At 54.0% G+C, this 25,021-nt stretch carries 20 protein-coding genes; 8 read left to right on the plus strand and 12 right to left on the minus strand.

All coding sequences use genetic code 11. The annotated features are described in order from the left end of the window. Positions 1-195: 195 nt before the first annotated feature. Together IE092_RS04740 and IE092_RS04745 are read right to left on the minus strand one after the other, a co-directional pair. The gene (locus tag IE092_RS04740) at positions 196-396 is read right to left on the minus strand and encodes a hypothetical protein (protein WP_189355888.1); all 201 of its coding nucleotides are present in this window, start codon (positions 394-396) and stop codon (positions 196-198) included. Positions 397-479: 83 nt separating this feature from the next. Next, positions 480-1,007 carry a cysteine hydrolase family protein gene (locus tag IE092_RS04745; RefSeq protein ID WP_189355889.1) on the minus strand — a complete coding sequence of 176 codons (528 nt, stop codon included), beginning with the start codon at positions 1,005-1,007 and terminating at the stop codon, positions 480-482. Between the two features lie 120 nt (positions 1,008-1,127). Between IE092_RS04745 and IE092_RS04750 the strand changes: the two genes are divergently transcribed. The 3 genes from IE092_RS04750 to IE092_RS04760 all read left to right on the plus strand — a co-directional run bounded on the left by IE092_RS04750 (position 1,128) and on the right by IE092_RS04760 (position 3,718). Then, on the plus strand, positions 1,128-2,078 hold the full coding sequence (locus IE092_RS04750; protein ID WP_189355890.1) for a GlxA family transcriptional regulator: 951 nt from the start codon (positions 1,128-1,130) through the stop codon (positions 2,076-2,078). 262 nt (positions 2,079-2,340) lie between these two features. Further along, positions 2,341-3,129 (plus strand): type I methionyl aminopeptidase, encoded by a 789-nt coding sequence (gene map, locus IE092_RS04755; RefSeq protein ID WP_189355891.1) that lies wholly within the window; start codon positions 2,341-2,343, stop codon positions 3,127-3,129. 10 nt (positions 3,130-3,139) lie between these two features. Further along, positions 3,140-3,718 carry a flavin reductase family protein gene (locus IE092_RS04760; RefSeq protein WP_189355892.1) on the plus strand — a complete coding sequence of 193 codons (579 nt, stop codon included), beginning with the start codon at positions 3,140-3,142 and terminating at the stop codon, positions 3,716-3,718. Here IE092_RS04760 and IE092_RS04765 read toward each other — a convergent pair. The 3 genes from IE092_RS04765 to IE092_RS04775 all read right to left on the minus strand — a co-directional run bounded on the left by IE092_RS04765 (position 3,703) and on the right by IE092_RS04775 (position 6,618). Next, positions 3,703-4,551: a hypothetical protein gene (locus tag IE092_RS04765; protein WP_189355893.1), complete on the minus strand. Its 849-nt coding sequence runs from the start codon at positions 4,549-4,551 to the stop codon at positions 3,703-3,705. The two genes, IE092_RS04760 and IE092_RS04765, sit on opposite strands and share 16 nt — an antisense overlap. A gap of 244 nt (positions 4,552-4,795) precedes the next feature. Further along, the gene (cysC, locus tag IE092_RS04770; RefSeq protein WP_189355894.1) at positions 4,796-5,311 is read right to left on the minus strand and encodes an adenylyl-sulfate kinase; all 516 of its coding nucleotides are present in this window, start codon (positions 5,309-5,311) and stop codon (positions 4,796-4,798) included. 125 nt (positions 5,312-5,436) lie between these two features. Then, the gene (locus IE092_RS04775; protein WP_189355895.1) at positions 5,437-6,618 is read right to left on the minus strand and encodes an acyltransferase family protein; all 1,182 of its coding nucleotides are present in this window, start codon (positions 6,616-6,618) and stop codon (positions 5,437-5,439) included. Between the two features lie 1,338 nt (positions 6,619-7,956). On the opposite strand from IE092_RS04775, the gene IE092_RS04780 reads away from it, so the two are divergent. Further along, the gene (locus IE092_RS04780; protein WP_189355896.1) at positions 7,957-8,826 is read left to right on the plus strand and encodes an AEC family transporter; all 870 of its coding nucleotides are present in this window, start codon (positions 7,957-7,959) and stop codon (positions 8,824-8,826) included. Between the two features lie 88 nt (positions 8,827-8,914). Here IE092_RS04780 and IE092_RS04785 read toward each other — a convergent pair whose 3' ends face one another. Further along, positions 8,915-9,109, minus strand: a complete 195-nt coding sequence (locus IE092_RS04785) for a hypothetical protein (RefSeq protein ID WP_189355897.1) — start codon at positions 9,107-9,109, stop codon at positions 8,915-8,917. Between the two features lie 387 nt (positions 9,110-9,496). On the opposite strand from IE092_RS04785, the gene IE092_RS04790 reads away from it, so the two are divergent. After that, entirely contained in the window at positions 9,497-9,973 is a 477-nt protein-coding gene (locus IE092_RS04790) for a hypothetical protein (RefSeq protein WP_189355898.1), read from the plus strand. Between the two features lie 251 nt (positions 9,974-10,224). Here the strand turns inward: IE092_RS04790 and IE092_RS04795 are convergent, their stop codons facing one another. The 5 genes from IE092_RS04795 to IE092_RS04815 form a co-directional block, all read right to left on the minus strand. Continuing rightward, the gene (locus IE092_RS04795) at positions 10,225-12,978 is read right to left on the minus strand and encodes an HD domain-containing phosphohydrolase (protein ID WP_189355899.1); all 2,754 of its coding nucleotides are present in this window, start codon (positions 12,976-12,978) and stop codon (positions 10,225-10,227) included. Positions 12,979-13,422: 444 nt separating this feature from the next. Beyond that, complete coding sequence (locus tag IE092_RS04800) at positions 13,423-14,067, minus strand: hypothetical protein (protein ID WP_189355900.1); 645 nt, start codon at positions 14,065-14,067, stop codon at positions 13,423-13,425. Positions 14,068-14,080: 13 nt separating this feature from the next. Then, complete coding sequence (locus IE092_RS04805; protein WP_189355901.1) at positions 14,081-14,797, minus strand: MgtC/SapB family protein; 717 nt, start codon at positions 14,795-14,797, stop codon at positions 14,081-14,083. 211 nt (positions 14,798-15,008) lie between these two features. Further along, the gene (locus IE092_RS04810) at positions 15,009-16,400 is read right to left on the minus strand and encodes a sensor histidine kinase (RefSeq protein ID WP_189355902.1); all 1,392 of its coding nucleotides are present in this window, start codon (positions 16,398-16,400) and stop codon (positions 15,009-15,011) included. Between the two features lie 2 nt (positions 16,401-16,402). Beyond that, positions 16,403-17,074: a response regulator transcription factor gene (locus IE092_RS04815; RefSeq protein WP_189355903.1), complete on the minus strand. Its 672-nt coding sequence runs from the start codon at positions 17,072-17,074 to the stop codon at positions 16,403-16,405. Positions 17,075-17,235: 161 nt separating this feature from the next. Between IE092_RS04815 and IE092_RS04820 the strand changes: the two genes are divergently transcribed. The 3 genes from IE092_RS04820 to IE092_RS04830 are packed head-to-tail and all read left to right on the plus strand — an operon-like array spanning position 17,236 to position 22,998. Next, positions 17,236-18,393 carry an efflux RND transporter periplasmic adaptor subunit gene (locus IE092_RS04820; RefSeq protein ID WP_189355904.1) on the plus strand — a complete coding sequence of 386 codons (1,158 nt, stop codon included), beginning with the start codon at positions 17,236-17,238 and terminating at the stop codon, positions 18,391-18,393. Beyond that, positions 18,386-21,505, plus strand: a complete 3,120-nt coding sequence (locus IE092_RS04825; RefSeq protein ID WP_189355905.1) for an efflux RND transporter permease subunit — start codon at positions 18,386-18,388, stop codon at positions 21,503-21,505. Before IE092_RS04820 ends, IE092_RS04825 begins: the two co-directional genes overlap by 8 nt. Then, positions 21,502-22,998, plus strand: coding sequence for an efflux transporter outer membrane subunit (locus tag IE092_RS04830; RefSeq protein ID WP_189355906.1), 1,497 nt, complete (start codon positions 21,502-21,504; stop codon positions 22,996-22,998). The genes IE092_RS04825 and IE092_RS04830 overlap by 4 nt, the downstream gene beginning before the upstream one ends. 180 nt (positions 22,999-23,178) lie before the next feature. On the opposite strand, the gene IE092_RS04835 is transcribed toward IE092_RS04830, so the two are convergent. Continuing rightward, positions 23,179-25,017, minus strand: a complete 1,839-nt coding sequence (locus tag IE092_RS04835) for a sensor histidine kinase (RefSeq protein ID WP_189355907.1) — start codon at positions 25,015-25,017, stop codon at positions 23,179-23,181. Between the last annotated feature and the right edge of the window lie 4 nt (positions 25,018-25,021).

Consider the following 25,021-nt stretch of genomic DNA (forward strand, 5'->3'; position numbering starts at 1 on the left):
TGCGCAGCATACGGAGGCGATAATATTCAGTCAAATAATTTTTGAGCGCCGGATGGCGAGCGTATCTGCAGGCCACAACTAAGCAGATACCAACACAGAAAACCGTGGGCAGGAGTGATGCGGAAAACGGTACGACGTTGCCGGCCAGTGCAAGGCGCACCAGCCAGCGATTCGGTTCAGGTTTGCCGGAAGAATTCAGGCAGAAGTATTGATCTGTGTGCCGACGCTGCCGACGGTTGCCAGCTTGCGTTCTGCTTGCTGCACTGCCTGTGCCTGCGGGATTTTGGTTTTATCGTTATCTCCATCCGCATCATTGCGGTTCAGGCTTGCGGATTTGAGTTGCGAAGCCAGTTGCTGAACCTGTTGCTGATTAACGCCGCTGACGGTACCGGACATGATGTGCTCCGTAAAAGTGTCGATTACGCTTTCATCATAGCGCTTTTGTCCGGTTTTTGCTGATTTCTTCCGGTAAAACAGTGTTACACCGCAGCGATCCAGTCATCTGTACTGAGCAACGGTATCCGGTTCCGGATGGCGCTCAGTGCGATCAGATGCAGTATTTCGGAAACGGTGGTGCAGGCGTCGCTCAGTATGCCAACCTCGTAAGCGTCTGCGCTGCGTGACAGAGCGGTATGGGTGACGCAATTGTGTGTCATCATGCCGCATAATGTTATTTTGCTAATATTGAGCCGGCGCAAGTGCTGCTCCAGACTGGTTTCCCAAAAGCTGTCAGCCGCCTGTTTGATGACCACAGGTGCGTCCGGCACGAGTGCCAGCAAACGCGGGTGAATCGCAACGCCTTCACTGTCAGGATTAAAAAACGGCGCTTTACCCTGACTGGTATCCGCAACATGTTGCACCAGCAGGACCGGAATGCCCTGCGCTTTTGCATGGCTGACGGCACGCAGCGTTTGTTCCAGTACCGCTTCTGAATTCCAGAGCGGAAACAGGCCACCGGCAAAATAGTCGTTTTGAACATCGATCACGATCAGTGCTTGTTGTGTCATGGTGTATTCCTCTTTTCGGTTGAGTGACACCGGGATTCTGCGCTCGCCCCGGGTCGCCCGCCATTGACCTGAAAGACAGTAATCGGTAGGATCGGGTCAATCGAAATCTGGAGGGCGAGTATGAGCAGCGTATTGCAAGTCGCGGTACTGGCTTTTCCGGGGATCAGCCCCTTCCATTTATCGGTGCCTTGCCTGGTATTCGGCGAGGCGCATCCGGGTTTTCCGGCGGTGAACTGCGTTGTCTGCGCCGAGCAGACTGGGCAGATTTCGTCATCGGCTGGTTTTGAGATCCGGATTTCTCGCGGGCTAGAGGCCATATCCCATGCAGATATCGTCATTTTGCCCAGCTGGCATGCCGGTACACCCGTTTCGGAGACATTACGGCAAGCCCTGCTGGCAGCCGAAGCGCGCGGGGCGTATCTGGTGGGTTTGTGTCTGGGTGCGTATGTTCTGGCGGAATGTGGCTTGCTGAACGGATTGCAGGCCACTACGCACTGGGCATATGCCGATGACTTTCGTCAGCGCTTTCCGCAGGTCTTGCTCGATACAGATGTGATTTACATTGAACAGGGTCGCATCATGACGTCCGCCGGAACAGCTGCAGCACTGGATTGCTGTCTGCATCTGGTACGTCAGCGATGCGGAGCTGAGGTCGCCAACCGGCTGGCACGCCGGCTGGTGATTGCAGCGCACCGGCAGGGCGGGCAAGCGCAGTTCATTGAACAGCCAGTGCCGGAAACCCGCAGCGATCACAAACTCAGCGATCTGCTGGATGAAGTGCGCAACGCGCCGCAACGAAGGTATACGCTGGATCAGCTTGCCGAAAAAATGGCGATGAGCCGGCGCACATTCACGCGCCACTTTCGTCAGCTGACAGGCAGCAGTTTCACCGAATGGTTACTGCATCAGCGCCTGAGTCATGCTCAGCATTTGCTGGAAATGACGGGTTTGCCGGTCGAACAGGTTGCCGTGCAGGCCGGATTCGGTGCTGCAGAAACCCTGCGTATGCATTTTCGTCAGCGGTTCGGCATCCCGCCGCAGCAGTGGCGAAGACAATTCCGGCAATCCTGATTGAATTTCTTAACAAGATATTGATGCAGGCAGTTTTAAAACGACCTGATCAGCCTGCCGGCTGCACATCTGTCCGGTACAAACGCACTCTGTATGCTGCATTCACCAAACGGATTCGCCGAATTTTGGTAAAGTCTTATCTTTCGGACGCATTGCGCAATGGCGGGCAGAGATCTGTTGCTGTTGCGGATAATGGGTCCCGGTTTTCTGGTACTTGTCCAGAAGTGTTGGCGCAATGCCGGAAATTCTATGTGGAGCTGTGATGCGTTTTAAAAACCGGGTTCCGCTGCATACCGCAGCGGACGTAAAAAAAGCCAAATACGCGGGATCGCTGGCGGCAGAAGTGCTGGCGATGATTTCCGAACACATTCGTCCGGGTATTACCACCGATGAGCTGGACCGTATTTGCCACGACTTTATCGTGCATAAACAAAAAGCCAAGCCTGCCAACGTTGGTTATCACGGCTTCCCGAAAACTGTGTGCGCATCGCCGAATCATGTGGTCTGTCACGGTATTCCGGACGGAACGGTGCTGAATGAAGGCGATATTCTGAATATCGACGTGGCCGTGATCAAAGATGGCTGGTTCGGCGATACCAGCCGCATGTACACCGTTGGCAAAGTCAGCGACGATGCGCAGCGTCTGGTCGATACCACCTATTACGCAATGATGGCCGGTATTCAGAAGGTCCGCGCCGGTGCAACGCTGGGCGATGTAGGACATGCGATTCAGAAACTGGCAGAAGAAGCCGGTTACAGCATCGTGCGCGAATACTGCGGCCACGGTATCGGCAAAATTTATCACGACGAACCTACCGTGCTGCATTATGGTCGTCCGGGCACCGGCATGACGCTGCAGGCTGGCATGATTTTTACCGTCGAACCGATGCTGAATGCAGGTCAGCGCGACATCATGCAACTGAAAGATGGCTGGACTGTGGTGACCAAAGATAACTCTTTGTCAGCGCAGTGGGAGCATATGGTGCTGGTGAAAGACGGTGGCTTCGAAATTCTGACGCCGTGGCCGGACGGACCGGGTCGTTTTGCCTGAGGAGTGCCGGATGTCCCGCTTTGAACCAGTCGCGCCGGAACATGCATCCAGATTGCTGAACCACGGCCCGACCGTGCTGGTCACGACGGCCTTTGCGGGGCAACGTAATCTGATGGCTGCCGCATGGTCGATGCCGGTGGAATTCACGCCACCGCGCATTGCAATTGTGATTGATAAATCCACGCTGACCAAAGAATTGATCAATGCCAGCGGACAGTTTGCCATCGTCATTCCGAGCGCAGAATTTGCAACGCAAACCTATGCCGCTGGCAGTATCAGCGGTCGCGACGGAGACAAGTTTGATCGCTTGCAATTACAAGTGCAGCAAGGTCCTGCGCTCGGCTTGCCGGTACTGGAAGACGGTTGCATCGCATGGATGGAATGCCGCCTGATTCCTGAGTCGCACACAGAACAAGCCTACGATACTTGTTTTGCGGAAGTCATTTCCGCTGCCGCAGACCCGCGCGCATTCTCCAATGGCCACTGGCATATGGATGTCTCTGACCCGGCAACCCATACCATTCACCATCTCGGTGGCGGTCTTTTCATGTCGCTGGGTGGCCAGATCACAACTCAGTCACCATTCTGAGAGGCTGGCGTATCGTCGGCGGAACAGTTTTCTGTTGCCGGACGATCCTGCAAAATCGCTGCGACACAGCGCGCACTGAACATTTTCTTCTGATCATGTCCGGTGCGCGGAATCACGATAAATTTGTGTCCGCTGGAATATGGCCCGACCATCTGGGTTTGTTGCGCCAATTCTTGTAAAAATGCCCGGTAACCAAGTCCGCGTGCGAGTCGGTACGGTCCCTGCAGTTCGGCAGCACAATGTTTATCCAGCAATGGATGCTGCGGATCGGTATCCAGCTCACCCAGCAGGTAAGAAACGTGTCTGCTTAAATAGCGTTTGCCGACCTCATTTGAATCAGCAACATCGCTGTTCGGGATTTGCTCCAGACCATATTTGTACTGATTCCAGTCAGGGCAGTTAACACTTGCGAGATCCGGTTTTGCAAGGATGAAAGAACCATCTTTTTGTAAGACAGGCCTGACGGGACTGGTATACAAATAACTTGATGGATTAGCGACCAGATAACGTACATCAGTACCTTGTGCCCGTAGTTGCTCGTCGATAGGATTCAGTACGGCAAAGCGCTGAATGAATTGCCCGCCACCAGAGTGACCAGCAAAAATAATCTGGCGGAAAGCATGCGGATGCTGCATTTGCAGTAGTTGAATGATGTCCTGATACACCCGGAAAGTGCCCGGACCTTGCCCGTCAACAGAAGGAATCAGTCCCGTAATCCACGATGACGCCGTCCACCTGGGACCGGCATATCCCTTACCTGATTCGTCGGTTTTCGTCAGAAAAGCAGGCGCAATCACCAGTGTGCGCTGATCTGACTGAACAATGGAATCCATCGTTCTGAAATAATCATCAGCATTGCGTTTTGCACCATGCTGCACAAAGATGATCCGCTCAACCGCGGGTGAGATTCTCTCAAGTGGTTGACTGGCAAATACCGGAAAAATGTAAGTATGGTTGCTATCGCTTAGCCTGACCCACTGCATTTGTGTTTGCTCCGCATGCACAGAAAACGGAAACATACAAAAAAACATCAAGCTGTGAGTCATTGTCCGACGCATGATCTGATCTCAAAAAAACTTAAAGAATTGTTTTACTGAGGATGCTGGTAACACATTGTTCAATACTTTTTTTATCGGTATCGATGCTGATATCCGGACTCGCCGGGACTTCGTATGGTGCTGATACACCGGTAAACTCGGATAATTCGCCTGATCTTGCACGCCGGTAAAGTCCTTTAACATCCCGCATTTCGCAGATTTCCAGTGGCGTGGCGATGTGAATTTCCCGCCATGCAGTGCCAATAATTGCTTTTGCCATTGCGCGGTCGGAGCGCATTGGCGAAATTGTTGCGACGATCACGTGCATGCCAGCATGATTGATCAGTTTTGCAACCTCAGCAATTCGCCGCAGATTTTCTGTCCGGTCAGACGGGCTGAATTTTAAATCTTTACATAATCCCTGCCGGAGCACATCGCCATCAAGGACATATGCCGGATAGCCATCCGCTTTCAGTTTTAATGAAAGCGCATTTGCAATGGTAGATTTACCGGCCCCGGATAATCCGGTAAACCAGAAAGTTAAGGGTGCCTTCATGTTGTCTTATTTAAAACATTTTGAGTCGCGCATTGTACCGGTTGTCGAAATGCTGAGTAGAACATTTGTGTTATTTTCTTTTTCAGCTTGTAATAACCCATAATAACCAGTAATTGGGCCGACTGTCAGACAGCTTCTTCAACAGATGAGCGCCATGTGCGAAGTTTTTGCAACGCAGGCTTTGCAAGGCGCATTCCTGGCACTTCCACGCACCGGAAGCTGACATAACTGAGCAGAATCACGCAGGGGATTAACGCAAATACGCTCAGCCAGTGTTCCTGCACACTCAGTGCTGCAGCCTTGTCATTTCCCATCAGCAGCGAAAAGCATGAAAACAGCAGAAGTCCGTGTATTAAGTAAATGCTGTAGGCAAACTCCCCCAGCAGACGTGAGACAGGGTTCGTCAGACTTCCGAACAGATGACTGCCGTTCGCGATCAGCGCAAATGCCAGCGTGAGTAAGGGCAGCGCCGCCGGATGGCGGATGCTGTCGCAAAGACCAAAGCACAGCATCAGTGCACCAGTTGCCACGAAGGAGCCGGTGCGTGAAGTCGCGAACGCACAAACGCCCTGTGAAGACCTAAGCTTTGCAGCAAGCATGCCGCCCGCAAATGCGATTAAGTGCTGCCATTGTGGCTTCCACGCGATAAACAGCAATAGGAAAAACAGTCCCGCCCTGTGGAAAGCCGCTGGTGCTTTCTGCCCCTGACTCCAGGCAATGACTGGCAGGCAAAGATAGAAAAACCATTCGTATGGCAATGACCAGGTAACGCCTGCCAGTATCAGAGTTGTTTTTGCAAAACCATTCAGATCCGGCGCCGCATAAGTCGTGAACAGCAGCCAGTGCGCGACTTGTTTTGCCAGATGGGCGGGGGAATCGGAAAGTGTTCCGTTAGTCAGAAAACCGACCAGCACAAACAGGATCGCAACCACAACAAAATACAGCGGGGCGATCCGGCACAGTCGCGACATCCATAACTGTCCCCAGTCGACCGGTTTTTGCCGGCTATCGAGAATTTTGCTGAAAAACAAAAAGCTGGTAATCATAAAGAACAGCGCGACGCTGCCCTGACCCAGCTGGTTATACAGCGCAGTTGGCGGAGCCTGCCATTCTCCGCTGCGCAAATAAAAATACCAGATCGCTGCATGGTGAATGAAAACAGAAAACGCAAGATAACCGCGTAAGCCATCAATGCTTGTTGTCCGCCCGTGGGCGGCAGGTGGCGGGACAAACCGGCTCAAAATAGCGGTAACGGCATACGCACACAATAACGCTGCCACGTAGAAAAGCGGGTGAACTGGACTCATGAATCGGCTACTTGCTGGAGGAAGGCAGGCAATGCGCCGCAATGCATGTGTTCCCGTCAATTCACAGCGTTTTCGCCCGGATGTTTGACTGAGGAGTTTTATTGCCAGCGCGAAATGCCATCTGAATGTCCGATTTTACTTGATTCGACTTTATTTTCGTCGATATCAGCATAGATTGTGCGTGCTGAGCAGAACCGGATTCCGAGCTCTTCGGGGCGTTTTACGCAGAAAGTCGGATCACTATGGTTCGCGTATATCCAGCCTCCGATACAAGGCGCGTTTCTTCTGTCGCAGCCGTCATGCACTGACCGGTGTCGCTTCGCGGTATGACGAATTCAGGACGCATTTGTCCGGACGGTGCAAAGCCTGAAAAAACTGCATTCGACCTTCCAATCTGCATACAGATCATTGCTGCCGCGCATAGTCCGTACTAGCACAGGTATTCCCGCGCTTTCCGGATTCACCGCAGACAAGCCCTTGTTTTTAAAGGAAACAGACATGCCCACGATTTACTGGAAAATTTTTCTGTGAATTTATCTGTATAAAATACTGAGGTTGATTATAAAAGTAATCAACCCTTAATTTAGTTGCCCATAGTGGCTGAAAAACTGCAAAAATCCCGGTTTTCGTCCTGAATCTCATCCGGTTCGATATGGTGTGACCGGCTGTGACCGAACCACCACGTCAGACAAATAAAAATTCAGCATAAGTTTGAAACGGCGGCGGATGCGCTTTTGGGATTATCAATTTGAAAATGTCTCTTGAGGTTGCCAATTTGAAATGTGGCTGTGCATACGCCCGACCGGAAGAAGATGGGGGCCGTGAATTACTTCCGTGCTCCGTCGTGCTGAATGGCAATGTGATACCTGACTATCATTCGCAGCGCTGAGGGGACTATGCAAGAATGCGCATCCGCATTTTCCGGACGACCAGACTTTCTGCCGACGACCGCCAGGTTGCTGTGCGAAAATCCGCATTCGGGCCAAAATTGCCTGCTTCCGGCAGGCGGCGGGGGAAAAGGAATTTCTTCGTTTCCGGTGCAGGAACTTTCTTCCTGCGATGGATGCCTTGAATCTGACGATGACATTCACCGGTAACATTCGTGACAATCCGGTTTTTGCAGCGGATGACGTGAGTCTTCTTCAGTAACAGCGAATTCCGCAAAATCGCATGATCTGTGAATGACCGGGCGAATTGCTTTCTTCTATAATCAAAAAGTTTCCTTAGAGTAAATTTTAGGGGCGATTCTTGTCCGGATGTGCGGGACTGTGCGGAGATCAGCGGCCTGATCCGGCGCAAGGCCTTTCGGACAGATTTCGCCTGTGATTGAAAGCCCGCATGCCTGTAACCGTTTTTGCTCCCCTGCTGTATTTGTTTGTCGGTTTTTTGCTGGGCAAATCCCGATTGAACGTGAAAGCCAGTGCTTCGACTTTGCTGACCCGTTTGATTATTCCGCTGGTGATTATTTTTAATATCGCGACGCATCCGCCGGGCGTGTTTGTGGTGATTGGCGGCATCATGGTAGTGATGTCGCTGATGCTGGTGATCAGTCGGCTGGTCACGAAAGATCCGGTACAGAATCTGTGCTTTTGTTACCTGAACATCGGCTGGCTCGGGTTGCCGGTGGCCAGCAGTTTGTTTGGTAACGGGGCGGCGATGATTTTTATCGCGGCGTATGTCGGCAGTTCCCTGTTCGGGAATTCGGTTGGTGTGGGATTGCTGGTGAAAGGGGCGGATTTGCGTACCCGCATACGTGAAACGCTGAAAGCGCCGCCGGTATGGTCACTGGCAGCCGGTATCTTACTCAGTCCTTTCAGCGACGTGATTGCGAGTCAGGGGCAGGCGGCGTATGCGGTACTGAAGTTTCTGATGAGCTTTACCGGCATGGCAATTCTCGGCATCTGGCTGTCAGAAACGCCGGTGCGTGTCAGCGATTTCCGGCAGGCGCTGCTGCCGTTTATTGGGAAGGCACTGGGTTTATTTGTATTGCTGAGCGGGTTTATCGTGGTCTGCATGCAGTGGCAGATTGAGCTGGTCAGTCAGAACCGGATTGCGCTGTATATGATTTGTCTGCTGCCGCCAGCGGCAAATATCGTCGTGCTGGAAACCCATTATCTGCAGACCGGCAGATCGGCCAGCATGATTGCCTGCGGCACCGTGCTCAGCATCATCGCCGTTGCCATTTATGCGTTGTGCGTGTTGCTCTGAGGCGGCATCGGCAGCTTCATCAACAGTGCGCCTGAAGCCCTGATCCTTAAGCCGGTTGCGGCGCGAAGGCCTTATCAGCCTTACGTTTTTATCTGCCGCCGCCCAGCAAACGCGCCGGCAGCATCACAATCGCACGCAGCAACTCAAACACGCCATCGACTGCGATACCCAGCACGCGGAAGGGCAGGGTGATCAGCCAGCACAGCGGATACAGCAGCAGCGCAAAGATGGCGAGCGGCCAGCACAGAATAAACAGGCAAAGCCAGATCAGAAATCCGAGCATGATGTCTGTGCTCAGGCCAGTAATTGCTGTGCGAATTGCATCAGCGCGACCAGTGCAATGCTGGCTAACAATAAGCTGTCGAGTTTGTCGGTCATTAACATGATCTTTCCTTTCAGATGTTTCAGGGTTCACTGCGGTGAGTGCATGTGCTTACTGTAGCAAGCGCAGATTTGCATTGCCTGCGGATTGCGACCAACTGCGGTTTGCGCGGTGCAGAAAGCAAATGACGATGATTAGCGGCGTTGCGAGTGTGCAGGTTTCATTGTGGTTTGACGTGACTCTTGCTGATAAGAAAGATAGTCAGATAAGCAATTTTTATGTGCTATATTCGTCATGCATCCTGCGACGACACGGCGGGTCGCTCACCCCAAATCCGGAGGTACTGGAATGACTCAAATGCAGAAAAAATGGCAGGTTCTGATGATGGCAGCAGCGTTTTTCGTGACGCCGCTGAGTTTTGCGATGGGCTGTAATGATGCCGGTGAGCCTGTGCAGTCCGTGGATTTAAGTGTAAATGGCAAGGTACTGGATTCCTGGGATGTGCTGAATACCGAATATCACCGCGTGAAGTTGCCGAATGGCATGGAACTGGGTATCAAAATCGAGCCGGCGGAAAAAGAAAAATACCTCGAGATTCTGAAGCAAACGAAACGGACTGCCTTTTCGGAGCTGGTCAAAATCACCCTGCAGGATATGAATCAGTCCGCACCGAAAAAAGATTCATTTACATTGGGTGGTACCAATTCCCGGCAGGGCTATGGCAATGTCGGAAAAAATGACAGCCGGCCGGGTGTGCAGGTAGATTTGTGGTTACTCAAGCCGCACTGCGTCAGCGAGAAATCGCTGATGAAGGACAGTAAATAAGGAGCGTTCATCCGCAGCCTGTATTGTCCATGTCTCCCGCCATCATCTGACCGACGGCGGGCATCATTGTGCTAACGTCGTCATCCCGTCTTTTTGAAAGCCCGGACTTTCTGCCGACGACAGTGCGGTGGCTGTGCAGAAGTCCGCATTTGCGCCTGCATCCGGCTGTTTTCAGGCTGACGGACAGCGAAATGGCGGATCGCTCAACCCGAATGCATTCAGCCAGCCACAGCCCGACCCCCCCTGAGGCATCATTGCAAGGTTCCGCCGGTAGGTGCCGACGTATTCAGGAAGGTTTCTGCGTAGCGCGACGGAATACCGGATTGCGCGAACATCTCAAATAAATCCATATCCAGATGGCCGCCAGCCGCCATTTTGCGCATGATTCCCAGTGCTTCCGCGATGGATTTTCCGGATTTGTACGGCCGGTCCGGTGCGGTTAAAGCTTCGAACACATCGGCAATCGCCATCATGCGGGCTGGTATGCTCAGCGATCCGGCCGCAACGGCGCGCGGGTAGCCCTTGCCGTCGATGCGTTCGTGATGACTGCCGGCGATTTCCGGCACATTGCTCAGATGGCGCGGGAACGGCAGCGCTTCCAGCATTTTGATGGTCAGGACGATATGTTCATTGATCTTATAGCGCTCTTCTTCGGTCAACGTGCCGCGTTCTACCGATAAATTCCGTAATTCACCGCGATCGTACAAATATTCCGGTACCTGCATCCGGAATCCCCAGCGGTTTTCGGCAGAGAATGCCTGTCCGGCGGGGCGCGGGATTTTGTGATGTGGCTGGTCGTTCAGCAGCTTTTCCTGTACCGGCAGAACGGTGTCGTCCGCGGTGTCACCGCGCCGCAGTGCTTCTTCATGCGAGATGCCCAGCCGGTCATCCAGCGTGCGGGTCCAGGTTCTGTCCGCGATTTGCCGCAGGCGTTCTGTTGCCGCCGGCGACATGCTTTCGCTGCCCAGATTGCATTCCGCGACGAAGGCAAAATCTGCGTCCAGCGCCTGTAAAGTCTGATGCAATGCCTGCGCTGCCGCTTCCGGCAATCCTTGCGGACAGGCTGCCTGCCATGCTGCCAGCGTGGCTTCCCGTTTGCAGACTTCAAACCGCATCCGGATTTCATGGATGCGGTCATACAGGGTTTCCAGTTTGGTCGCTTTATCGACCACATATTCCGGCGTGACGACTTTGCCGCAGTCGTGCAGCCATGCGGCGATATGCACTGCCTCGCGCAATTCTTCATTCAGCTGAAAACCGGCGACACAAGGCGCATCGCTGGCTGCCGCCAGTTCCACCAGCCATTCCGTCAGTACCGGAACGCGGTGGCAATGTCCGCCGGTATGCGGACTTTTGGCATCGACTGCTTCCGCCAGCAATTTAATAAACGATTCAAACAATTGTTTTTGCTGGGCAATGGCTTCGCGCGATTCCAGCGATAAAGCAGCGAATCCGGACAGAGTTTCCACAAAATTCTGATGCTGTTCGCTGAACGGCGAGCGACGGTCGATGACCAGTAAGCCCAGCAATTGCCCGCGTCGTCCCCGCAGTGGCAGCATCAGCGCGTGATGTCCGGTGGCGGACTGGCTTTGCAGCATCGCGTTGCGCGCAGTTTGCGGCATTGCCAGCCAGGTATTCAGCCAGTCATGCTGATGACCGGGGCCGCGTTCAGCCCGCAATTGCCACTCGCTGCCATCATGGATATACAGCCACGAGGATTCGCCCCGCGCGACTTTGGTGGTTTCTTCCAGCACCAGTGGTAAAAGCTTTTCCGGATCGGCTTCGCGTGACACCTTTTCCAGCAAACGCAAAAAATCCGAGGTGGTGGTGCGGGTCTGTTCCAGTCCGGCTTCCAGCTGTGCAATTTCTGTGATGATGGTTTTTGTGCTGGCGAAGGCTTTGAAATCAAAGTGAATCAGCGCATCGGCACGCTCTGCCAGCGTCTGAAACACCGAGGAAATCCGCATCGCAGTTCTGCGCGTGATCAGCAGCGTCAGAAAGGTGATCAGTAAAGTCACCGCCAGCAGGGTATTCCGCAATTGCCGTGGTTTTGCCAGTAATTTGTCTTTTGGTACGGCCACATGCAGTTTCAGACCTTCATAATTCTCAATATGAATATCTGCCGTACCCACCCACCATGATTCGCCTTTGTGATCAAACAGCCAGTCAACCCTTTGTGTGGCGGATGCGGCCGATGCGTGCTCCAGTCCTTTCAGAAATTCGGTCATGCCGGCATCTTGCCGGTCTGCTGAAACGATGGCACCGGAATATTCAAACAGGGCGATGTGCGCTGCATTCGCTTGCGCCAGTCGCGTCAGTTCCGTCTCCAGCGAATCGACACGGATATCCATGCCCATCACCCAGCCTTTGCCCATGTGTTTGGCAAGGGTAATACCGGTCTTACCGGTGGCATGAAACGTATACGCCGCTGTTCTGAGCACGCCGTCTTTTTCATGGCTGGCCTGATACCACGGACGGGTGCGCGGATCGTAATCTGCAAACGAACTGACACGGCGGCGCGCCAGTATCTGAAACTTATCATCCAGAATCACCCAGACCTGATCTTCGCCATCCGACGGATGCAGTCTTTGCAGCTGAACCAGCCACTGCGCATTGTCCGGAGCGTCGAAGCGCTTGCGATCCCAGTCAGAATGCAGGGTGCGTAATAACAGAAACTGGCCCTGCGGTCCGGCGACGTAAACGCTGCTCAGCATCTTGTTATCCTGCAGAATCGATGCCTGCGCAGGCAGCCGCAGCATCCAGTCTTCTTCCTTACCGGTTTTTAAATCCGGCACATTCACCAGCAATTTCAGCAGGGTGGTGGGTGGCTGCAACAGCTGATCCAGCACATAACCGGATTCGCCGGTCATGGAGCGCAGCGATTTCACCGCATCATCTTCCGCCATGCGGCTCATGAAGGCATAACCGCCCATGGTGAACGCCAGACCAATCAACAAAACCAGTCCGCTCAGCTGATATTGCAAATACCGGTGAATACTGACCATAGACCCGCCAATTCGGTGAATACGTCAAAGAAACAAGCAAGATGTGTGAATGCCGCAGCGTGAATGCGGCTGATGCGACGCGCTGTATGTCGTCAGAGATGCAGAATGAATAATACCTTAAGAAGTGGTGAAAAAATGCATAGTAATCAACATCGCAACGTCGTCACTATGATCTGAATGGAACTCATTTCATAAATAACCGCGCTGAAACAGCGTAATACACGAGAAAACACCGCGATTCCACCCGTTTCATTGTGCAAAAGTCGTCATATAGAATTTGTGGAAGTCCGGACTTTCTGCCGACGACAGCGCGGTGGCTGTGCAGAAGTCCGCATTTGTGGCAAAAAAGCAGGAATTTCCGGCCTCAGGCTGCCGGATAACGCGGAACTACGCCGAAAAACGGAGAAACCGGAAAAATCAGAAAATCCAGCCTGCTGCGCTTACTTAATGCGATGACGGCGCGATTGTGTCTTCAAACGCAAAATAACGAATCCCGTCCGGCCATGCACCCGCGTGGTAACGGAAGGCGATGCGGGCGTTGACGGACAGATAGTTTCTTTGTCCGGCCTGTGTCAGGCGAGGGCCGTTTTGCTGTAAATCCTGTTCACTGAGTTCTGCAGGGCGCACGATGGCGATATGGCCGGGTTTATGCGGGTCCGGACTCTGAAAACCGGCGACGACCAGTTGTCCCTGATTTGCCAGTGTCTGCGCTGCGCGCGCATCCGCCACGGCTCGCCAGCCAGCAGCACGCGCAGCTTCGCTTTGCAGCCAGACCACCTGTGCTGATGCCAGCAATACCTGCGAATGCTGCGGCGGACGCAGCAGATACACATCCCGCTTTTTGGCAAATGCGGCGGCGAAGGCACTGCAATGCGATTTCGCTGGCTTATCGCCCTGATCCGGCTCGCCGCTTTCCCAGTCTACGTGTTTTCCAGCCAGCCACAGACGCTCGACACCACTGTTCTGTAACTGCTCCGCCAGTTGAACACCGCGCACACTGATTGCGCCACAGCAGGTTTCAGTTTCTGCTGCATGTGCGGAGAAGGACAAAGTCAGCAGCAGGGCGCTGATCAGCATGGCAGTGCGCATAGGGCTATCTCGCTTATTCAGAGGTACTCGGGCTCCAGAACGCTTGCCGCACGGCAGCCTGTTCTGAAATCGTCGCGATAATTTTATCCAGTTCTGCCGCTTCAACGGAAGTGGCCATCAGCGTCGCTTCAATTTCGATATCGTCATCGCCGAAAGCATGCACTTCCAGATCACGAATCGGGTAATTCGCCTGTTCCAGTGCTTTAGACAAATACGCCAGCGTCCATTTCTGATGTGTGCTGGACGCAATCACATACACGGTATTGGTGACTTCCACATCCGCGCCCTCAATCGGCTGACGGTTAATGCGGTTCACGATCGGGCGCAGCAGCGTATTTGCTGCCAGCACAAACAGCGTGGCGGCTACCGCTTCCATGATCAGGTCCGCACCGGCGGCAGCACCGACTGCTGCAGAACCCCACAAGGTCGCGGCAGTATTCAGGCCACGCACATTGCCGTCTTCACGCATGATCGCGCCAGCACCCAGAAAACCGATGCCGGACACAACATACGCAATCACATGCACCGCGCCTTCATGGCCTTCCAGCCGGTTTGCCATATCCACGAATACTGCCGCACCGACGGCGACCAGCACATTGGTTCGCAGCCCTGCGGTACGCTGGCGTATCTGGCGTTCATAACCGATCAGTCCGCCCAGTATGAAGGCGGTTGTCAGGCTGATCATGGTATCCAGAAACGATGTCAGATTGATGTTGTGTAATGCTTCCATGGGTCCTCCGTAAAGCGTCAGGCGTGTTTTTTCAGCGCCGGGAGTTGGCGTGAGTTGCCAAAATGCGTTTTAGCTGCTGCTGATTGTCGGCAGCATTTGTGTCAGCACGATGAATGTGCGGTTTCAGTATGTATGGCTGAAATGGCGCTGAAACGGGGCTTTTGCTGATGCCGGTTCAGCGAACTGCAGAAAATCCGAAAGATCCGGAAACTCAGACCAGTGCGACTTGCAGGGTGAAAATCGCACCGGAACCGGTATTCGCCGCAACCACGCTGGCTCCGGCGCGGCTGGCGATATGCTGTACCAGCGATAAGCCCAGTCCGGCACCGGCGATACCGCTGGACTTGGCGTGCTGCCCGCGATAAAAACGTTCAAAAATATGCGGTAAATCCTGTTCTGCGATGCCGGGGCCGCTGTCCTGTACGCGGATCAGCAATTGCTGGCCATCCATGCTTGCTGACAGCCGGATTTCACCACCGTGGCCGGTAAACTTCAGCGCGTTCTCAAGAAAATTATTCAGTATCAGTTTACCTGCGCGCTCAGATAAACGGATTTCCACAGGCAGGGAATTATCAAGCACCAACTGAATTTGCTTCGCATCGGCAGCACTGCGGTGTGCGCTGGCAACAGCTTCCAGCAATTGCTGCGCATTGCAATGGGCTCCGGCATCATCTTCCTGACCACTTTCTATGCGCGCCAGTAACAGCAATTCTTCGACCATACTGGTAATGCCACAGACTTCTTCCAGACAGGAGCGCAGGGTTTCGCGGTAGGCTTCCGGACTGCGTTCGCGGCGCAGGCAAATGTCGATTTCAGCACGTAAGCGTGTCAGCGGCGAACGCATTTCATGCGAGGCATCGGCAGTAAAGCGGCGTTCGATCAGAAAGGCATTTTCCAGTCGCGCCAGCATCTGATTTAGCGTACCGGTCAGATGCGCGATTTCATCAGCATCCGAAGATTGCGCCAGCCGCTCGCTCAGATTCGCATCACCGATGCGGTCTGCCTGACTCGCAATATCTTCAATCGCCATAAAGACTTTTTTGGTCAGATTGTTCGCGACCAGTACCACGGCAGCGATCAGCACCACTGCAAGAATACTGAACAAGCCGGTGGCATAATCGACGATACGCACCGTGTCATCCAGCGAACCTGCTACCTGCACAATGTAATCCTTGCCACCGGCATGCACAGGCACGGCAATCATGCGCAAAGGTTCTTCGCCAAAATTATCAATCGTGACCAGCGCGGTTTCATTTGCCGCTGTCTGCTGCAGTATGTCTTTGGTCAGCGGTAAATCGGCGTCACCCAGATTCTGACTTTTTGCGATCACGGTGCCGTCGCGTAAGCTGATTTGTACCAGCCGGTCCAGCCGTACCAGCGAGGGCGGCGCTTTGCCGGTTTGCTGATCATGCACCCGCACCGGCTGATCCGGCGCACTGTTAAGTACGGATACTTCCGCATCCGCAATCGCCAGCAATGCCTGATCTAATTGCTGATTCATCTCATGCGACAAACCCCACCAGGTTGCAAAGGCGGCACAGGCCACAATGGCCGTAATCGCGGCACTGTGTATCAGTGCCAGACGCTGGCGGAACGAGAGCATGTTTACTCCGGTAAAGCGAACACAAATCCCTGCCCGCGTACGGTTTGTATCAGTGGCTCACAGCCGGGCAGGTCGATTTTTTTACGCAGATTTTTGATATGAACGTCGATCAGATTATCAATCGCAATCAGATCTGCTTTCCAGACATGTTCTGCCAGCTGATGGCGGCTGATCAGCTGACCTTGCTGGCGGATAAAAAATTCTAACAGTGCAAACTCTTTGCGGGTCAGTTCGATTTCCTGTCCGGCGCGCACCGCAGTGTGGGTTTGCAGGTGCAGACTCAGATCAAATGCCTGTAATACCGGTGCAGGTTGCAATTCTGCGCGGCGGCGCAAGGCTTCTATTCTGGCCAGTAATTCTTCAAACGCATACGGCTTCACCAGATAATCATCCGCGCCCTGACGCAAACCCTGCACTTTATCCTGCAGCGCATCGCGTGCGGTCAGCATCAGGACCGGTGTGGAAACACCCGCACTGCGCAGTTTGTTGCAAAGCAGCATTCCATCCATGCCGGGCAGATTCCAGTCCAGAATCAGCAAATCATAACCTTGCGGAATCTGCTGTTCTGCCTCTTCAGCGCTGGCACAGTGATCAACCTGCCAGTTTTCTTCCTGTAAGCCTGCTACCAGCAAACGCGCGGCTTTCAGATCATCTTCCACCAGCAGAATACGCATGCGCTACCTCCGGATTTGCGATGCCGTGCAGTATAGCAGCGACGCTGACTCGTCCGCGTTTCCTGAAGAAAGATTCAGGTGTGCAGCGCAGCAAGATTGCCTACGATAGCGCCCGTTGACAGGGTGTACATCCTTGTTCGTTGCAAAGAAAGGGCTGCATTATGATCAGAAAATCCATCCATCCCCGCCGCTTACTGGCGGGCATACTGAGTCTTACTGTACTGGGTGGCAGCGTGTGGCTGCTGGCAAACCGTAGCGCAAGCGCGGATAACAAACCTGCGCAGGCAGAAGGCTATACCCGTAACGCAGATGGCCATATTCTGATCGCGCCAAAATCTGCGCTCGAAAAATCTTTACAAATTGCGGTGGTGCAGCCGCAGGAAGTGGCATTACCTTTGCAATTACCTGCAGTGGTGGAAGCCGATCCGTTGCGTTTTGTAAAAATCATGACGCCGCTGGCAGGCCGGATTACTGCCGTGCGCAAACAGGCTGGCGATATCGTCAAAGCCGGTGATGTGCTGTTCACCATCGATTCCGCCGATCTGCCGCAGGCAATCAGCGATCAGGAAAAAGCACGGGCGGCGCTGAATCTGAGCAAGCGTCAGTTAGAACGCCAGCAAGCGATGGACAAAGCCGATGTCGGCACCAAACGCGATCTGGAACAGGCGCAGAGCGATGTGGCGCAGGCACAGGCAGAACTGAGCCGTGCTGAAGCTCGTCTGGGCTTGCTGGGTGCGAAAGCACAAAGTGCCGGAGATGTATTGCCGGGGCATCAGCTGGTGGTACGCGCACCGGCTGCCGGTCGCGTGGTGGAGCTGAATGCGGCGCCGGGCGCTTACTGGAATGATGTGAATCAGCCGCTGATGAGTATCGCGGATTTATCGAAAGTCTTTGTCACCGCCTCTGCTAAAGAAAAAGATCTGGCCATGCTGGCGGAAGGCCAGAGCGTAACGATTCGTTTTGACGCATATGCAGAAGCGGTGCAGGCGAAAGTCCAGTACGTCGGTGATGTGCTGGACCCTGATACGCGCTCGGTCAAAGTCCGCATTCCGTTAAACAATGCCGATAAAAAACTGAAACCCGGCATGTTTGCCAAAGCCGAGCTGAGTACCGGCGCACATCAGGGCTTGCTGGTTCCGGCGACGGCTGTCGTGCAGCAGGGGTTTGCCAGCAAAGTGTATGTGGAAGTCGCGCCGCGTGAGTTGGCTGCACGTGAAGTCAAAGTCGGGCCGCTGAATAACGGTCGTTTTGAAGTACTGAGCGGTCTGAAAGCTGGCGAGCGTGTATTGCTGAAAGACGGGGTGATTTTCAATGATTGATCGCCTCGTTACCCTGTGTTTTAACCGGCGCGGTATCGTCGCGCTGGTGTTTTTACTGGTTGCCGCGTATGGCTGGTTTGCATGGAATCAGTTACCGCTGGAAGCTTATCCGGATATCGCCGACACCACCTCGCAAGTCGTGACGCAGGTGAATGGTCTGGCGGCGGAAGAAGTGGAGCAACAGATCACGATTCCGCTGGAGCGCCAGATTATGGGTACGCCCGGCATGCATGTGATGCGTTCCAAGAGTACCTTTGGCTTATCGCTGATTACGGTTGTTTTCAAAGACGGAGCAGATGATTACTGGTCGCGTCAGCGTTTGCAGGAACGCATCAGCAGTGTATCCCTGCCTTATGGCGCACAACCGGGGCTGGACCCGCTGACTTCGCCGATTGGTGAGATTTTCCGCTACACGCTGGTATCGAAAACCCGCAGCCTGCGTGAATTGTCTGAATTGCAGTTGTGGAAAGTGATTCCGCGCCTGAAGCAGGTTTCCGGCGTGGTCGATGTCGCGAATTTCGGCGGTATCACGACCCAGTTTATGCTGGAGCTGGACCCGGCAGCACTGAGCAAATACAAGGTGTCACTGAATCAGATTACCGCAGCCATCAATGCGAATAATGCCAATGCGGGCGGCAGTGTGCTGACCCGTGGCGAGCAGGGCATGGTGGTGCGCGGTGTCGGCCTGATCCGTAATCTGGATGATCTGGGCAATATCGTCATCACGCAAAAAGCCGGTGTGCCAGTGTTGCTGCGCGATCTGGGGCAGGTGACTTACGGCCATCAGGAACGTCATGGCGTGCTGGGGATTGATCACAATCCGGATTCGGTGGAAGGCATTACGCTGCTGCTGAAAAATGAAAACCCTTCGCGTGTGATGGCGGGTGTGCATGAAGCCGTGAAAGAGCTGAACGAGCAGATTTTGCCGAAAGATGTGCAGGTGGTGCCGTATATGGACCGCAGCAATCTGGTGAACGCGACCGTCAGCACCGTCAGCCATACGCTGATTGAAGGGATTGCGCTGGTGACACTGGTACTGCTGCTGTTTCTCGGCAGCCCGCGTGCCGCGATTATCGTTGCGATCACGATTCCGGTTTCGCTGCTGATTGCATTTATCCTGATGCACCACTTCAAAATTCCGGCGAATTTGCTGTCGCTGGGCGCGATTGATTTCGGGATTATCGTGGACGGTGCAATTGTGATGATGGAAAACATTCTGCGCCGCCGCGAAGAAGAACCGCAAGCAACGCTGCAGGGCAAAAACATTATGCAGTCGGTACGTCAGGTGACGCGGCCAGTGTTTTTCGGGATTCTGGTTATCATCATCGCGTATCTGCCTTTGTTCGCATTCCAGCGCATTGAATACAAACTGTTTTCACCGATGGCCTACGCGGTTGGCTTTGCGCTGCTCGGTGCTTTGCTGGTTGCGCTGTTGCTGATTCCCGGTCTGTCTTATATGGCGCTGAAAAAACCGGTGAAGATTTTTCATAATCCGGTGCTGGAATGGCTGAAACCGCGTTACAACAGCGTATTGAACTGGCTGGTAGGCCGCAGCCGCGTGGTGACCGGTATCTTTATCGCGACACTGGCGGCGGTGATTGTCAGTGGTGCGACCATCGGCCGCGACTTTTTACCGTATCTGGATGAAGGTTCGATCTGGCTGCAAGTGACGCTGCCACCGGGCATTTCGCTGGATAAAGCAACGCGTATGGCGGATGCGCTGCGTGAAGCAACGCTGGAATTTCCCGAGGTGAATCACGTCGTTACTCAGCTGGGTCGCAATGATGACGGTACTGATCCGTTCACACCTTCGCATATCGAAACCGCCGTCACGCTGCATCCGTATAGTGAATGGAAAAGTGGTCTGACCAAGCAGGAACTGATCGCAAAAATGGCGGAGCGGTTCAAAAAATTGCCCGGCACGCAGGTTGGCTTCAGCCAGCCAATGATAGACGGTGTGCTGGATAAACTGGCCGGCGCGCACAGCGATCTGGTGGTAAAAGTAATGGGCAATGATTTCCGCGAAACCCGCCGTATTGCGAATGATGTGGTGCGTACCCTGAGTGCCATTCCCGGTGCGGAAGACGTGATTATTGATCAGGAGCCACCGCTGCCGCAGCTGAAAGTGGATGTGGACAGGCTTGCCGCAGCCCGTCTGGGTATCAATGTCGCGGATGTGATGAGCCTGATACAAACCGGTATCGGCGGTGCGCCGGTCACGCAGGTGTTTATCGATGAGCGCAGCTATAACATCGCTGCCCGCTTTAATAACACCGTGGTCAACAGCCCGGAAGCAATCGGTCATCTGACGCTGATCACACCGTCGAATGCAGAAATTCCTTTATCGCAAGTGGCGCGTATTTCGTTTGCCGAGGGTGAAACCACGATTACCCGTGAAATGGGTAAGCGTCACCTGACGGTGCGTCTGAACCTGCGTAACCGTGATCTGGCAGGCTTTCTGGATGACGCCCATGCCGCAATCGAAAAACAGGTGCAGTTCGACCACAGCCGTTTTTCACTCCACTGGGGCGGCCAGTTTGAAAATCAGCAACGGGCACAGGCGCGTCTGGCGATGATTTTACCGATGGTGCTGACACTGATGTTTGTGCTGCTGTTCGGCGAATTTAAAAATCTGCGTCAGCCAGCACTGATTTTGTCTGCCGTACCGCTGGCAACGCTGGGTGGTTTGTGTGCACTGCATTTGCGCGATATGACACTGAACGTCTCGTCGGCGGTGGGCTTTATTGCACTGTTCGGCGTGGCAGTTCTGAATGCGATTATTATGATTTCGAATCTGAACCGCTGGAGTAAGCAGCCGGATCTCAGCCTGAAAGAGGCAGTTATCAAAGCCGCTGGCGAACGTCTGCGTCCGGTGCTGACCACCGCGACCGTGGCAGCGCTGGGACTGATTCCGGCCGCGATGGCACATGGGCTTGGTAGTGACGTTCAGCGTCCGCTGGCAACTGTGGTGGTGGGCGGCCTAATTACCGCAACCGCACTGACGCTGCTTGTACTGCCGGCTTTGTATTACATGATTGAATCCGGTGTACGTAACCGTAAAAAAGTCGCGGAACAACCGGTGCAATTTGATGCCAGCGAAGGAGAGGCATGATGCGATTTTCAACATCATTACTGACACTGGCGTGTATTTCTGCGCTGACGGCTTGTACCGCGGGTCCTGATTATCGCCGGCCGGATTTACTGACCGGACATCAGGCCGGTTTGCCGCAGCAGGCGATGCAAGCGACTACCGGTAAGGTCACGGCGGATGAAAAAGCCCTTGTTCAGCAATTGCTGCCCGGTCTGGATTTACAGGACGGCTGGTGGAAAGCGTTCGGGTCGGAAGCGCTGAATCAGCTGGTTGCGACGGCGCTCAGCAATAATGCAGATCTGCAGGCAAGCAATGCGGCGCTGAAGGTAGCGCAGGAAAATGCGCTGGTATTACGCGCCGGTCTGCTGCCTTCGGTCGATGCCAGCTGGCAGCCGACGCGCCAGAAAGTGGCCGATCCGCTGGCCAGTCCGGCGGCTTCCGGTGCGGGCTTATACACGCTGCACACAGCGCAGGTCAGCGTCAGCTATAACCTTGATCTGGCAGGCGGACTGAAACGTCAGAACGAAGCAGCTGCGGCGCAGGTGGATGCTGCCGGTTTCCAGGTACAGGCGGCCCGCACAACGCTGGTATCGAATGTGATTCTGGCGGCGGTGCAGGAAGCCGGTCTGCGTGAACAGTTGCAGATCGCACAGGCGCAATTGCTGGCGAACCGTCAGCTGGCAGAACTGACCCGTCAGCAAAAAGCACTGGGTATTGCATCCGCCGCGGATGTTGCCACGCAGGAAGCGGCACTGGCGCAGGCAGAAGCTGGCTTATTACCGGTGCAGCGGGCGCTGGATCAGCAGCGCGGGCAGTTGCGTGTATTGCTGGGTTTGCTGCCCGGTGATGCGCTGCCAGCGGAATTCACACTGGCGCAACTGCAATTACCATCGCAGTTACCGCTGAGTATTCCGTCGGAACTGCTGGAACGGCGTCCGGATATCCGCATCGCGGAAGCGCAGTTGCAGGCGGCGAATGCGCAGGTTGGCGTGGCTGTGGCGGCGCGTCTGCCGAATCTGAGCCTGACCGGTACGCTGGGCAGCAGCAGCCTGACGCTGGCAAATCTGCTGAAAGGCAATTCCTCGTTCTGGAATCTGGGCGCGAATCTGACGCAGCCGGTATTCCGTGGCGGTGCGTTGCTGCATCAGCAACGGGCTGCGGAAGCGCAGTATCAGCAGGCAGCGGCGCAATACCGCAGCGTGGTGCTGAATGCATTTCAGAATGTGGCGGATACCCTGCGGGCGCTGGATGCGGACAGCCAGCAATGGCAGCTGAACAGTAAAGCGCAGCAGGCAACCCTGAAAGCGCTGGAAGTCGCCCGCAAACAGCGTGCAGCCGGTGCGATTCCGCTGCAGACAGTACTGCAGGCACAACTGGCAGAACAGCAAGCCAGTCTGGCTTTATTGCAGGCGCGGCTGAGCCGCTACGCGGACACGGTGGCCTTGTACGCGGCAATGGGTGTCAGCGTGCCTGACAAGCTCGCAGCAACGGCATCGCCCGTCGCACAGCAATAAGGGGCTGCATCGCTGTTTTTTACACGCTGATTGTGCAGATGTCCGCATCCGGCATTTCCTGAGGCCCGCACTTTCTGCCGACAAGCGCCGGATCGCTATGCAGAACACTGCATTTGAGGCTGTCCGGCGCGTTTTAGGGGGAGAAGAATCGTCACCGGGCAGGAATGGGCCGCCGGCCTATCATAAGGCCCAGTGCATTGAGATCGTGGTACCAACCCCGTCAGTGCTGTCGATGCGGAGCCGGATTCCAAGTTCCGACGCACGCTGATGCAGATTCTTTAAGCCACGACCAACCCGTGCGGAGGCATCAAAGCCTGTGCCATTGTCCTGAATAAACAGAAAGTTATCTTCGGTATTGGTTCCCGCATCCACCCAGATCTGACTGGCACCGGCATGCTTAATGATGTTTGTGAATATTTCGCGAATCATTTGTTCGAACTGTATCAGGTTGTTCGAACTCCACGCCGTGCTGGAAAATGGTTTAACCCGCCAGTTCAGCTGAATGCCGGCACGCTTGAAACGTGATTCGTGGCGGAAACGGAATTGTGCGAGTATGGTCGTCAGATCCTCACCGCTGGGGCTCAGGGTATCGATTGTTGCACGTAAAGTATCAAGCGCTTCTTGCAGCTCATGTTCAATTTCAGTTTTCTGTTGTGGTGCGGTTTGTACCAGCGACATCAGACTGACCAGTTGCGAACCGAGACCATCATGCATGTCTTTCATAATTCGTTCCCGCTCCAGCGTGACCGCTTCCTGTCTGGCCTGCTGAGCAAGTGCCTGATGGTGCTGTTCCAGAATTGCGCGCTGACGGCTGACTTCTACTTCCAGTACTTTTTGATACTGCGCGTCGCTGCGCATAGCGCGCATATATTGCAGATTCAATACGATTCCAACCGCCAGGATAAAAAACAGTACGATCAGCGGCGTAAAGTAAAAACGCTGATAGGCATCTGCTGCATCGGTCATCCAGACGTTCCAGTGGTCATAGACACCCAGTACCAGCATGACAAATCCTGCTAAAGATACGGCGATATTTCCCGGAGAAGGCGTGCGGAATGCCTGAATCATGATGGAGATAAGCGCGCCGGTTCCTGCAACCACGACCAGGTCGATTCCCAGAGCCTTGTACACCGGAGGCGCTCCGAAGGCCAGCGCGACAGAACTGCCAAGAAAGAATACCAGTGAGATCCATTGCGCGGCTTCCAGCCAGCGATACCGGATCTGATTGATGCGCATAGCAAGAATGCAAATCAGCGACATCCAGACACCAAAACTCAGGTCAATCAGAAAAAACCAGATTGCGTAAGGTAGTGGCAATTCGTGCATGGACCACAGCCATGCTCGCAAGGCCCAGAATCCGCAGGTAATGCCAAACAGCAACGCATTAAATGAGCGGTACAGCAGGGATGCGCTGAGACTCACAAAACACAAGATACTGCACACAACCACAATTGCGACAGTCGACCAGATAAAAGTATCGACTTTTTGCTGATACAAAGGGGCGATATCTGTAAATTTTCCCGCAAGCATCTGGGATAAACCAGAGTAACGCCGGCAGTCACCGGCAACCTGAATGTAGAGCATTGTCGCGTTAGCAGACTGTTCAGTTGTCGGCAGCCGGAACATCATTGCATGATTACTGACATCCGTATCCGGATTCAGAAAGTTTCCGGCTTCGGCAAATTGCTGATCGTTTAATAAAAGACGCAGACGATTTCCAGCGCGGTAAATTAATAAAGTACGGTCTTGCGGATCGGGAAAAACACTGAGCGGTACTCTGTATGTCCAAATATGATCGCGGCATGGCGTTTTTCTTCGCCAGACATCGGACAAACTAACGGTTTGCCACTGACCGGTTGCAGCATTTGCTTGACTGTACTGGCCCTCAGCAATTTCAGCCTGTAAGATTTTTACGGGAGCAGCATGGGCGATGGAGCAGAAAAATAAAATGACGGCGAGCGCAATCCCAGCCGTCACCATTTTCAGCCAACGGATTTCGTTTTCTGTTCGTGCCGTCATTGCA

This window comes from Cognatundibacterium squillarum, from assembly GCF_014652435.1.
Taxonomy (GTDB): Bacteria; Pseudomonadota; Gammaproteobacteria; order Burkholderiales; family Burkholderiaceae_D; genus Undibacterium; species Undibacterium squillarum.